7 protein-coding genes are annotated in these 12,589 nt (G+C 62.3%); 3 read left to right on the forward strand and 4 right to left on the reverse strand.

Annotation, left to right across the window (positions count from 1 at the left end):
* Position 1 precedes the first annotated feature (1 nt).
* Positions 2-1,657, reverse strand: coding sequence for a sodium/solute symporter (locus tag PLJ71_07055; protein ID HQM48430.1), 1,656 nt, complete (start codon positions 1,655-1,657; stop codon positions 2-4).
* A gap of 268 nt (positions 1,658-1,925) precedes the next feature.
* Between PLJ71_07055 and PLJ71_07060 the strand changes: the two genes are divergently transcribed.
* The 3 genes from PLJ71_07060 to PLJ71_07070 all read left to right on the forward strand — a co-directional run bounded on the left by PLJ71_07060 (position 1,926) and on the right by PLJ71_07070 (position 5,626).
* Complete coding sequence (locus tag PLJ71_07060; GenBank protein HQM48431.1) at positions 1,926-3,095, forward strand: uroporphyrinogen decarboxylase family protein; 1,170 nt, start codon at positions 1,926-1,928, stop codon at positions 3,093-3,095.
* Positions 3,096-3,107: 12 nt separating this feature from the next.
* Positions 3,108-3,446 carry an L-rhamnose mutarotase gene (locus PLJ71_07065; protein ID HQM48432.1) on the forward strand — a complete coding sequence of 113 codons (339 nt, stop codon included), beginning with the start codon at positions 3,108-3,110 and terminating at the stop codon, positions 3,444-3,446.
* Positions 3,447-3,700: 254 nt separating this feature from the next.
* Positions 3,701-5,626, forward strand: a complete 1,926-nt coding sequence (locus PLJ71_07070) for a glycerophosphodiester phosphodiesterase family protein (protein ID HQM48433.1) — start codon at positions 3,701-3,703, stop codon at positions 5,624-5,626.
* A gap of 72 nt (positions 5,627-5,698) precedes the next feature.
* Here the strand turns inward: PLJ71_07070 and PLJ71_07075 are convergent, their stop codons facing one another.
* The 3 genes from PLJ71_07075 to PLJ71_07085 form a co-directional block, all read right to left on the reverse strand.
* The gene (locus PLJ71_07075; GenBank protein ID HQM48434.1) at positions 5,699-8,959 is read right to left on the reverse strand and encodes a family 78 glycoside hydrolase catalytic domain; all 3,261 of its coding nucleotides are present in this window, start codon (positions 8,957-8,959) and stop codon (positions 5,699-5,701) included.
* 119 nt (positions 8,960-9,078) lie between these two features.
* On the reverse strand, positions 9,079-11,046 hold the full coding sequence (locus PLJ71_07080; protein ID HQM48435.1) for a HEAT repeat domain-containing protein: 1,968 nt from the start codon (positions 11,044-11,046) through the stop codon (positions 9,079-9,081).
* Between the two features lie 59 nt (positions 11,047-11,105).
* A complete protein-coding gene (locus PLJ71_07085; protein HQM48436.1) occupies positions 11,106-12,389 on the reverse strand; it encodes a Gfo/Idh/MocA family oxidoreductase in 1,284 nt (427 codons plus the stop codon).
* Between the last annotated feature and the right edge of the window lie 200 nt (positions 12,390-12,589).

A 12,589-nucleotide genomic window follows, 5' to 3' on the forward strand; every position in this document is an offset into this window, starting at 1 on the left:
GTCATTCGACTAGGTCGCGGCGGACAATGGCAAACCAGTTCCATTCTCTCGCCGACTCGGTGACCGCCGGCGAGAAGAAGCTTGCCGCGTATCCTGTGAGCAGGGTCGCGGCGAGTCCCATCGACGAGGGCCAGATGAAGCTCAGTACGGCGCCTCCCTCGGACACAGCCCTCGGGAACAGCCGAAGCAGGAACGGCAGCGATTCGTTGAGCAATGCGGGCGAACTCCAGAAGATACCATAGAGCGAGGCAAGAGTTCCGGCTATCCCGCCTATGAACACTCCCCGCTCGTTGGCCCTGCGCGTAAACATCCCGAGCAGGAAGATCCCGAGGATAGGTCCCGTGAAACCGTTGACCAACTTGTTCGCGATCTCGAAGATGGAACCGAGCCGCGAGACGTTGCAGGCCAGCACTACCCCGGCTGCGCCGATGGCGCAGGTGACGATCCGCGAGACCCGCACCTGTTGTCGTTGCGCCGCCTCCGGCAACTCCCCCGCGTTTTCCATCCGCTGACCGAGATACAGGCGGTTGTAGAAGTCCGACATCGCGACGGTGCTCAGCGAGTTGATCGCCGAGTCGATACTCGAGAGCGAGGCTGCAAGAATCGCCGCGATCACCAGCCCTGTGAATCCTATCGGGAATACCTGGCCCATGAAATAGGGGAAGAGCTGGTCGGGTTTTTCGCGGATTCCGGGTGGAGGCCAACCCGCGCCTTTGAAATAGGTGAACAGGGCCAACCCGATGAAACACAAGGCGGTCATCCAGACAGCGTCGCCCAGCGCGGTGAGGATAAACCCTTGACGGGCCTCCTGTATCGACTTGGACGTCTGGAATCGTTGTATCATCACCTGGTCACTGGTGTAGTTGGTCAGGCGGCTCACCAGACAGGCAACCAGGTAACCGGCAACGGGCAAAGGAACGAACAGGTAATCTTTCATGTGCCCGAGGAATCCGCGCGTGTGCAGGGCCTCGGCGGCGGGGTGCGTATCTGTGCCGACGTTTCCCAGATTCGCCAGAATGGCCGCCGCCCCGCCTTCCACGCGCCACAGAATGATGCCAAACGTGATGGCCAGCCCCGCGAACATGATGCAGAACTGGGCCACGTCGTTCCATATGACCGCGCGAATGCCTCCAAGCATCGTGTATAGCGTAACAACCGCCCCGAGGACCACGATCATCAGCGTCAGGCGCTCCTCCTGACCCGATGCGGCCGATATGGCGAGGCAGGGGGTGTACAGCGCCGTGCCCATCCATCCCAGCCGCCATAGCATGAAAATCCCCGCGGTCAATGCCCGCACCGCCGGTCCAAAACGGTACTCGAGATACCCGTACACGGAATAGCACCGCATTCGCCGGAACATGGGCAAGGTGACGAAAAACACGTAGGGGTATAGAAACAGCCAAGACAGGTTGACGATGAGACACACCGCGCCGAATTTGAGCATGGCCGCCGGCTGCATGATGTAGTCCATGCCGCTGTTCAGCGCCGCCATCAAAGACAGCCCGATCGGAACCCAGCCCATGGATTGCCCGGCAAGGAAGTAATCACTGAGATTGCGCTGCCGCCGCGAATGCACCACGCCCACGACAATCAGCGAAGCCAGGTAGGCCAGCAATATGGTGAGGTCAAGCCAGTGCAGGTGAATTGCCTGGTTCACTGTGTCGACTCCCTCTTTCATGCACAGATTACGCTCTCACCATCTCGGTTTTGCCCCCTCCCCGCCCGCAAGCATACTCAAGAAACGCCCCTGCCACAACACCGCCGGACAGGAGCGATGCCGGCGAGTAGTCAACCCGCCCCGAAACCCGATCATTTACTCAAAACCGTTGCTTCTATAGACTGATGATTCATTGCTGTTCGGGATATTGCCGGCTTTGGGGCGCGTTCGCGCGTCCGCCGGAAGAGGAAGAAGAGGGGATGCGCCGATGAACGAGACCCGCGCAAGCAAGACACTGGCCAAGGTCGAACGCATGAACAAGGCCTTGCGCCACGAAGAACCCGACCGCGTGCCCGTGGGCGAGTTCTTCTGGGGGAGCTTTCTCAAACGCTGGCGCCGGGAACTGGGTTTACCGGATGATACGGACCCCTACCAGTATTACGACCTCGACTGGATCGTCACGACGCCGAATATGGACCCTCACATCAAGCCATTCGAAACGTTGCGGGAAACCAACGAAGAAGTGGTTGTGCGCACGGGCTTCGGCGGCGTCGTGCGCAAACGGTTCGACCTTCCCATGCCGGAGGCCGTTTCCTGGGAGACGGACACCATTGAAAAGCTCGAGGCTTTCGAATTCGACCCGCCGGATGATCCCCGGCGCTTTTTCGAGGGCGGAGACAACCAGATTGCGGGCGTCGGAGACGGGTTCGCACGCAACAGCCCTCCGTGGCTCGACACCGTAAAGTCGCTTCGGAAAGACTATGCCCTTTACGGGAGCATGATCGAGACCTCCGAGTGCCTGACGCGCATGATCGGGCAAATGAATACGCTCATGTGGGTGGGCGAGTATCCGGAACGCCTGGGCCAACAGATTCTCCGGATAGGCGATTTCTACTACCAGTGCTGCAAAGCGGAGATCGAAGCCGCCGAAGGCCTGCTCGACGGCATGGTGATCTGGGGCGACGTGGCCTATTCCGCCAACATGTTTTTCGCTCCGGAGTATTGGCGCACGTACTTTCGGCCCGGCGTCGAAAAAATGATTGCCCTCTGCCACCGGCATTCCCTGCCCGTCATTTACCACGGCTGCGGCAACGTGAAGGCCATACTGCCGGACTTCATCGAGATGAAGCTCGATGCCTACAATCCTCTCGAGGCCAAGGCGGGGCTTGACGTGGTCGCTCTTCGCCGGCAATACGGCCACTCGATTGCGTTCTGCGGCAACGGCAACATCCAGGTTTGGGAGGCGGGCCAGGAAGAAGCACTCCGCCGGGAAGTTTTGCGTAAGCTGAACGCCGCCAAGGGCGGCGGCTTCATATTTCAATCCGACCATTCGGTCAGCAGCGGGGTCTCGGGCCATACCTACGATTTTATCGTCAACCTGGTCAGGGAATTCGGCCAATATCCGCTCGAACTGGGCGAGTATGACGAGCAAATGTGAGGAGGCGATAGCATGAAGCGTTACGGTTCGGTCATCGGAGTGCATCCCGACAAGATCGAGGAATACAAGAAGCTGCACGCGGCGGTCTGGCCCGGCGTACTCAAAACGATCAGGGACTGCAACCTGCGCAATTACTCGATATACCTGCGCCAGCTTCCCGACGGCGCCTGGTACCTCTTCAGCTACATGGAATACGGCGGAGACGATTTCGAGGCCGACATGGCCCGTATGGCCGCCGACCCTCTTACGCAGGAGTGGTGGGCGGTGTGCATGCCGTGCCAGATTCCTCTTGCCAACCGCGCCAAGGGCGAATGGTGGGCGGAAATGCAAGAGGTGTTCCACTGCGAATAGCGGCCGGACGATTCCGGGAGGTTCACGGGGAAAATGCTTGCAGGGGGCATTCCGCGGCCACGCCGGCACTCTGACGGGTGTTGTTGAACAAAACGGTGTATGTTGACGGGCGGCTGCGATGAATGCCGGGAACCTTGCGGGCACTATCCGGTGAGAGAAGACTATCGCGCCGTTTGTCTGGTCCCCCGCATGGTCTCCATCATGGTTCGGTCCCGTGGTCAAGGCGATGAGGTAGCGCTGGAAAAGGCCGTTGAATGAACGAAGCTTCGACATCCCGGGCGGGAAGTGCGCATGGGCCGGCGCCGGCCAGAGTCACTTTGCGCGTTCTGTTGGGGGACTTCCGGCCATCCTGGAAAGCCCTTCTCCTGGCAAACGGACTCGCCAAACTCGTGGCGTCTTGTGTGCTGGCGCCGCTCGCGGGCCTTCTTCCGTACGCGTTCCTTCGCCTCACGGGGGCCACGGTTGTCACGGACCAGGACATCTTGTTCTTCTTTCTGCGGCCCATCGGTTTGGCGGCCCTGATCGCGATTGGCGCGGCCGCCCTTGCGCTGCTGGTCGCGCAAAGCGCCGTGCTTCTCACCATCGCGTTCGCCGCATGTACAGGCAAACGTGTGGGCGTGGTGTTCGCGCTGAAACACACCGTTTCTCACGCCTGGGGAATCCTGGGGTTATCGTCCCGGATTGTGGCCAGAGCGCTCTTGATAGCCGCGCCGTTTCTGGCATTTTCCGCCGCCGTGTATTTCGTTCTGTTGGGGCGGTTCGATATCAACTATTACCTGCGCGAGAAACCGCCCGTGCTCTGGCTCGCCGCGGGGCTCGTCTCTATCGCCGTGCTCTGGCTGGCATACCTTCTCATCCGCAGGATTGCCGGGTGGGTATTCGCGTTTCCGATTCTGCTGTTCGAGAAACTCCCGCCCAGGGACTCCTTGCGGGCCGCTATCGAACGCACGAAAACGCATGAACGGGCGTTGCTTCTCCACCTTGGCGCCTGGGCGGGGTCAGCGCTGGCGCTTTCGGCCCTCGCAAACGCCTCCTTGGGCTGGTTGAGTGCCTTCGTCTTTGTCAAAACGGAAGCGTCTCTGTCAGCCATCGTATTGCTGCTGTGGCTGTTCCTGGCCGTCTGGGCGGTAGTGAACGTGGCCGTGACGTTCGTGAACGGGGCAATGTTCGCCCTGCTGACCGCCCGCCTCTACCAGCAGCGGCTGACCGGGCCGTCCGGCGAGCCGGAAATGCGGGGCGAGCTTCAATCCGTCGACACGCAGGGGCTCGCACACACCCGCGCCCGGGGAATAGCCTTCGGCGCGGGCGCCGCGATCCTTGCCGCGGGATTCCTTACGGGCGCCGGCCTGCTGAAAACGGTCCGGTTTGATGAACGGACAACCGTGACGGCCCATCGTGGTGCGGCGGGGGCCGCGCCAGAGAACACCCTCGCCGCAATCGCAAAAGCCATCGATGCGGGCGCCCGCTGGGTAGAGATAGACGTACAGGAGAATGCTGACGGCGAGGTCGTTGTCGTTCACGACAGCGACCTGAAGAAAATCGCGGGAATCGATCTGAAGATCAGCAATGCAACCTCAAGACAACTGCGCCAGATCGACATCGGAAGCTGGTTTGGTTCCGAATTCCGCGACGAGCGGGTTCCCACACTGGCCCAGGTCCTCGATGCCTGCAAGGGCAAGGCGGGCGTGATCATCGAACTCAAATACTATGGCCAGAGCCGCCGCCTCGAGGAGCGCGTAGTAGAGATCGTCGAGTCTCACGGCATGGCTCACGATGTTCGCGTCATGTCCCTGGAGTACGAAGGCGTTCAAAAGCTCCGTGCGCTGCGCCCGGACTGGAAGATTGGCTTGCTGATTACGGCCGCCATGGGCGATCTCGAGTCGCTGGACATCGACTTCCTGGCGGTAAACACGGGTCTGGCGTCGCTCTCGTTCGTTCAGAACGCGCAGGAACACGGCAGGGAGGTCTTTGTTTGGACCGTCAACGACCCCATCCTGATGGCCACCATGGCCGCGCGCGGAGCGGACAGCCTTATCACCGACGAGCCCGCGCTCGCAATGAAGGTCTTGCACGAAATCGAGCAGCTCGATTCCGCGGAACGGATTCTGCTGCATATCGCAGGGGAATTGGGACTGCTCAAGGGGCGGCACGTCTCCCGCGCCCGCGCGGAGGGCGTATAGGCGGCATAAGCCATCCGGGACGGCGTCCGCTCGTTTACGGGGAGCCGCCCCGGCCTTGAATCGGGTCCCCGCTTAACGGCAGACGAACTGATACGACCCGGAACCTGCCGCGAACACTCTCCAGTCGCCGTCCGGCTGTCCCGCGGAGATGCCGGCCTGCCCATGCACGTACTGGCCATTCTCCCAGACCGTTTTGCCGCTCTCCGTGATAACGGGATTGGTCTTGCCGAGCGTGGGGACGGCAATCATGGCGCGGCAATTGGGAGGAACCGTCACCTCCAGGGTCAATTCGTCGCCGTTCCTGCGCCAGTTCGAGATGTACCGGCCGTATTGCGTGTCGAAAGTGGTTTTCACGTGCGCGAGGTCGCCGACAACGTAGGGTCTGACGCTGGCCACTTGGAAACCGGGCGCCGCCGGGGCCGGCCGGATACCCCCGAGATACCCGTAGAACCACGTCATCAAATCGCCCACCAGCATCACATGGTTGCCCGAGTTCATGGCAGGATCCGCCGTGTCGCCGTTCCACAGCTCCCAGATGGTCGTAGCCCCCTTTTCGATCATGTAGCCCCAGCTCGGATAGGTCTTCCGCGTGGACAGCGTATACGCAAGATCGGGGCGGCCGTTGTCGGTCAGCGTTCGCATCAACCATTGCCCGCCCACGAGCCCGGTGCCGATGTGGCTGTTCGTCTTCTGCTCGATGTTCTGGACCAGATTCGCGAACACTCCCGCGCGATGGCCTTCGGGCACCAGTCCGAACGCGAGCGTCAACACCGAAGACGTCTGGGTGCCGTTATCGTAAAGGTTCGTGTCCTTATTGAAGTACTTCTCGTTAAACGCCTTCTCCAGCCGCGCAGCCAATGCGTCGAACCGCACGGCGTCATCTTCCTTCCCCAGCATACGCGCGTACCGCGCCATCAGTTTCAGGTCGTGGTAGAAGAAGCTCGTTCCCAGGAGCGTGCCGCTCGTTTTCCGCGACGGGTCTTGCGAATGGATGAGCTCCGGGGACTCCGGTGGCACGCACCAGTCGCCATAATTGTCGCGCGGCATGAGGTCGTTCTCGAGATAGCCGGTCATGTGGTCTATCCAGCGGGTCATGGCGTCGTAGTGCTGCTCGATCGGCCGCGCATCCCCGTACTGGTCAAACAACATGCCCGGGGCAATGATGAAGGTGCTCGGCCACGTGACGTTGTCGTTGTACAGCGGCCAATACGGCGGGGAAACATCCGAGATGCTCCCGGACTCGTCCTGGCTGTCGTCGATGTCCTGCATCCACTTCGTGTAAAGCGGCGCGATGTTGTGCACGTAGCTTTCGCCGCGGCATTCTTCGGAACGGTCGCCAAGCCAGGCCTGCCGCTCATCGCGTTGCGGACAGTCGGTCGGGAAACTCCGGTAATTGCCGCGAATGCCCCAAACGATATTCTCGTGCAACTGGTTCAGGAGCGTGTTCGAGGTTTCGAACCAGCCTACGCGCTCGAGATCGTCGTGCACGACGCAGCCTTCGAGCGCGTCGAGACCGGGCGTGCCGGGGAATCCAGTGACCTCGACAAAGCGGAATCCGTGGTAGGTGAACCGGGGTTCATAGACCTCGACGCCTTCTCCCTTGAGAATGTAGGTATCCACGCATTTGGCGCCCCGAAGGTTTGCCATGTACAGCGCGCCGTCTTCCTTGAGGGTCTCGGCGTGCCTCAGGCGCACGGTGGTCCCGCGCGGACCCTGCACCTTCAGGCGGCACCAGCCCACCATGTTCTGTCCCATGTCGTATATGAAGACGCCGGGCGCGAGTTCGTTCACGCTGATAGGCGAACGCGTCTCGACCACCCGTATGGGCGGGGTCATCTGCGCCGAGAGCGCACCCTCCGGTCCCGCCACGGCTTCGACGGGCCGCCAGCTGCTGTCGTCATATCCCGGCTTCGACCACCCGCCCAGCTCCATTTGCGCATCATAGACCTCGCCGTCGTATTCGTTGTTCTCGCGAATGGGCCCCTGCGTGGTGAGCTTCCAGGCCTCATCCGAGTCGATGTCGGTCACGGAGCCGTCCGCGTGCTCGATGCGCAGGTTCAGCATGAGTTTCGGATAGCCGTAGGTTTGCGTGTTGGTGGGCGACTTTCTGCGCGGCGCGAAATACCGGCCGTTGCCCAGGATCACCCCCACCGCGTTATCGCCCTGGTTCAGGGCATCCGTTACGTCGTAGGTCAGATAGAACGCCCGCTTGGGATACTGCGTAAGGCCGGGAACCAGGACGTCGTTGCCCACCTTCCTGCCGTTCAGTTCCAACTCGAAGAGTCCCAGGCCGCAGATGCGCGCCGTGGCCCTTTCGACCGGCTTCTCGAGACGGAACGCGCGCCGCAGATACCGTGCGCTCAAACGCTGTGAATCGTCGCTCGAAACTTGGCCCCACGGCTGCATGCCGTAATCGCCCAGCTCCTGCGCGCGCTCCCACGCCGAAACATCCAGCCCCGGGTAATACCAATCCGCTTCAGAGTCCGCCGTAACCCGCCAGGTCTTGTCCGTAGCGGCTGCCAGTGTTTCACCGCCTTCAAACTCGACAACCAGTGCGCCAATGAGGCCGGCAGGATTTGCCGCGTCCCCTTCATTCACGGCTTCGACAGCCAGTACGTTCGTGCCCGGTTTGAGCGATTTCGTGATGTCTACGGGCGGCGCCGCTGCAAAACTGTTTCCGGATGCCACCCTCTTTTCGTTGATCATCAGGACAAACCGGTTGTCTGCCGTGAAACAGGCCGTCGCCTTGGCTATCGTCTTTCCGTCGGGCAGGTCTACGAGCTTGCGAAAATACCGCGCCGCCGCGGGAGCGCTCTGGGCCGGCGCGCCCTCCGGGAACCAGATCCATTTAGCCGCGGACAGCGGGGTCTCCGGACCGCTCTCGTCGCCGTCAAGCCCGATCCACTTGCCGGTCCAATCCCCGGCCTTCAACAGGCCCATTGTCCACATGCCGGCGGGACTCCAGCCCGATGCCGTGTCCGTTCCGTCCCACACACGCACTTTCCAGTAGCAGCGCTGCCTCGAATCGAGCGCCTTGCCGGCGTACGGCACCCGCACAGACTGGTTGGTCTCGACCTTTCCCGAATCCCAGAGGTTTCCCGTATCGGTGTCCAGAGCCGCTTTCGAATCCGACACCAGAATCTGGTAGGCGGTCTGCGACACATCCCGGTCCTGTGACTCGATGCGCCAGCTCAGCCGGGGGTCAGGACAGTCAACGCCAAGAGGATCGGCGAGATATTCGCAACGCAGAGCTGTTACCGTAATGCCGCTGCCGGCCGCACTGGCCGTCATGGATGCCATCGCCATCACGAACAACGTAGTCGTGCAGCCCATGGAAGTTCTCCTCGGTTGTGTTCCAATGGTTACCAGTCGTTTCCGCAACCCGAAGCCGCCCCGGCCGAATGACCCGCGTCCGGGTGGCCAGGAACGTCATGACGACGCGTGCGGGCCGGTCACTGCAGCCCGCCGAGCACCTTCTGAGCGTTGTCGCGGATACCCGTGTCTTCACACTTCGCCAGCACCTCGTTGAGCGCTTCGATGGCGAGGGCTTTGTGTTGGGCGTTTTCCTTCTTGACCTGGCCCGCAATCCCAATGATGGCCAGCGCCGCTTCGTTGCGCACGTCGGGCTGGTCAAGATACGGCTTCAGCGTGCTCAGAGCATTTGGGTTCTGCAAGGCGCCCCACGCGCCAAGGACCAGCTTGACCTCTTCCGGACGCCGTGCGAGTTCCAGACCTTTCGAAAGCATTTCCAGCTGCCGGCCGCCCTGGGCATTTTCCCGGGCAAGCCGCACGTAGCCACGCAGCCCAAGCACATAAGCCGTTAGATCCTCGCTCCCGGCCAACGTCTCGAGATGCGGCGCGGCATCGAGCGCGGGCCAGTTCGACAGCATCCGCACCGCCTCCGACGCTATCTCGGGATTAGCATCCTTCATCGCCGCGAGCACCGCCTCGAGAGCCTGCGGGCTTCCGATCTCCGCCGCGCTGCGAAGCAGCACCAAACGCACCGTGTCGTTGGCCGCCCCGCGCATGCTCTCGAGCACGACGGGCAGAACTTCATCGCCCTTTCGCGCCGCGATAGCGTTCAGGGCGCTTTCAGCGCTGCCTCTTTCGGACTCATCCTGCGCCTTCGAGATGACGCCGATCACCGCAGAGGCCTCGGCGGGGCCGCCCAGGAGGGCCAGCGCGTCGAGGGCTGCCGTGCGCACGCCCGCATCGCCGTTTTCCACGGCCGCAATCGCTGATGGAATCGCCTGCGGCGCCCGCCGGCTCGCGAGCAACGCCAGAACCTCTGCGTGAACCGCGGGACCTGCCCCGGCAAGGCTCGACGCGAGGGCCCCGTCAACCTCGTCTCCCCGCATGGACACCAACGCGGTCGACGCGGTCTCGAGAACAGCCCCGTCCTCCGAAGACAGAAGCGCGACCAGCGTGGCAACATCTTCGGCGCGGCTGCCCAACGCGCCCAGCGCCTTGACGGCAGCCACTTTTACCTGCGCATCTCCGCTCTTTACCGACTCGATAACAACTTTCCTAGCCGCGGGGTCGCCCCGGTCCGCGAGACCCCGCAACAAGGCGATCTGGCCTCCGGAAGGCAGCGCGGGCAGCGCCTTGGCGTAGAAAGCCGTTATGTCGCTGCCTTCCGTCTCCGCGACGATTTGGGCCGCGAGGTCGCGAAACAGGGGGTCGTCGCCTTTGAGCGCTCCGATAAGGAGCTGAGGCGCCTTCGCGGGTTGCGCGCAGGCGAGACCGCGAAACGCTCCCATGCGAACCTCGACAGGCGCATCCGCCGCGAGGAGCTGTTCATACACCGGCGCCGCCTGATCGCCTTTGCCCTCATCGGCATAACGCTGAGCAGCAGCAAGCAGAGCCTCATTGACCGCCGCCCGGGTCGCATCGGGCGCGTCTGCGCGATATGCCAGCAGCGCTTTGGTTGCCTCAGAGGTCGCGATCCGCCCCAGAGCGCCCGCGGCCGTCCGGGCTATGTCCGGGCTGGCGTCCTGTAACAAGGGAATCAGCAGCGGCACGGCCTGGGCGTCGCGTCGCGCTCCGATCGAAATGATGATTCCCGCTTTGGGCGTTCCGGCGGCCGCGGCAAGCGCTTCCCGCAATACCGTATCCACCTCGGGATACGGCATTGCTTCGAGCGCGAACCGGGCCATATGCGACAAGGTCTCATCGGGCAGCAGCGCCGCCAAGGCGGGTATTGCCGCCTGCGTTCCGATCTCGCGCAAGCGGCGGCAGGCATCCTGTTTCTGTAACCAATCGGCATCGCTTTGGACAACTGCGATGAGTTCGGCCTCGGTCGGCGGCGCCGGAGGAGCAGCCTCCCCGGCAGCCTCGCCGGCACAGGCCACGAACGAGATCAACGCCCCAGCTACGAAAAGCGCGGCGAAAAAGCTCCAAATTGCTGTAGTCTTGTTCATGATTCAAAGCCTCTTTTCTGACGAAACGTAATCTCCAACAACGCAGCGGCAACGCCCTTTTACAGGTACCACGGCTCCCGGTACGCGCGCGACCGCAGCCGGTTCGCTTCTTCGTCGCCGATGAATTCCTCTTTGACGGGGTCCCATTTCACGGGACGGCCCAGGCGCTTGCAGATATTCGCCACGTGGCACGCGGAAATCGACCGGTGCGCAACCTCTGCGTTCGATACGGTGTTCTGGCGCGTTTTCACGCAGTCCAGGAAGGCCCGCACATGATTGTCCGAAGGATAGCCGCCTTGGAACTGCCGTTCCGCAAGAAGCGAGGCCGGATGGACCTCGATCTCGCCGGAATCGCCGGTCTCGACCCATCCCTCTTCTCCCTCGAACCGGACGGGGCACGAACCAAACCGAAGCCCTGTGCGAATAACCAGTTTCACCCCGTTGGCATACTTGCCCACCCACCAGTCGCCTTCGCGCGCAAACTCGACGGGCCCGGTATCGTCCGCGTCATTGGCCCACTGGCATAAATCCACGGTATGGCTCCCCCACTCCGTGATCGACCCGCCGCTGAAGTCCGTATGGGCGCTCCAGAATCCCCGCGTGGGGTATTTGGCATTGTACGGGCGCCACGGCGCGGGCCCCAGCCACCGGTTCCAGTCGAACTCCTCGCGCGGAGGCTCCGGCTCCGTCGGCAGAACCGTCTCGTAAAGCTGCTGGAACCCGGTCGATTCTTCCGCCTGCATCTCCTTGAGCCGCCCCAACTTGCCGCTTTGGACCAGGTCCACCGCGAACCGGAAATTGCCCAGGCTGCGCCGCTGCGTGCCGCATTGGAATACGCGGCCCAGCCGCCGCATCGTGTCCGCAACCGCGCGCGATTCCGTAATGGCGACGCTCAGCGGCTTCTCGCAATACATGTCCTTTCCCGCCCGGGCAGCCATGATCGACGCTCCCGAGTGCCAGTTGTCTCCCGTTGCGATAAGCACCGCGTCGATATCGGGGCGGTCCAGCAGCTCGAGCATGTCAGTGTACGAGACACAATCCTGGTTGCCATAGTGCTTGTTCACTTGCTGCACGCCAGCCTCGCGCTTTTCCCGGAACACATCGCACACAGCCACCACCTGGGTATCGGGTTGGGCCATGAACGCGGTCATGACGCTGGTCCCGCGCCCTCCCAGGCCAATCACGCCAACCGTGATGCGCTCGCTCACCGCCGCGCGGCCCTCGGCGCCCAGTGCCGTACCCGGAACAAGGAACGGCGCAGCGATAACCCCGCCCATCCCGGCGGCAGCTCGTTTCAAGAACGCGCGCCGGACCAGCTGGCGACTTTTCTTCGGTCGATTCATGCTTCTCTCTCCTCAAATTGACAGGGCCTTGATTGCTCGTATGTTATCGCGCCGCCACCCGGCTCGCACACGCAAACACGGACCATTCCTGACCGGTGGAGCGGCCCTATGGGAACGGCAGGCGATTCCGCGAAACAGACAGTTCGGTAACGAGCATACCCCCTGACAACGCCAGTATCAAGATTGCCATCGTCATCAGG

The organism is Candidatus Hydrogenedentota bacterium, from assembly GCA_035416745.1.
Classification (GTDB): domain Bacteria; phylum Hydrogenedentota; class Hydrogenedentia; order Hydrogenedentales; family SLHB01; genus UBA2224.

Bases quoted from the DNA above. Each gene is read 5' to 3' on its own strand.
- PLJ71_07060 (HQM48431.1), top strand. From the start codon at position 1,926: ATGAACGAGACCCGCGCAAGCAAGACACTGGCCAAGGTCGAACGCATG.
- PLJ71_07065 (HQM48432.1), top strand. From the start codon at position 3,108: ATGAAGCGTTACGGTTCGGTCATCGGAGTGCATCCCGACAAGATCGAG.
- PLJ71_07070 (HQM48433.1), top strand. From the start codon at position 3,701: ATGAACGAAGCTTCGACATCCCGGGCGGGAAGTGCGCATGGGCCGGCG.
- PLJ71_07075 (HQM48434.1), bottom strand. From the start codon at position 8,959: ATGGGCTGCACGACTACGTTGTTCGTGATGGCGATGGCATCCATGACG.
- PLJ71_07080 (HQM48435.1), bottom strand. From the start codon at position 11,046: ATGAACAAGACTACAGCAATTTGGAGCTTTTTCGCCGCGCTTTTCGTA.
- PLJ71_07085 (HQM48436.1), bottom strand. From the start codon at position 12,389: ATGAATCGACCGAAGAAAAGTCGCCAGCTGGTCCGGCGCGCGTTCTTG.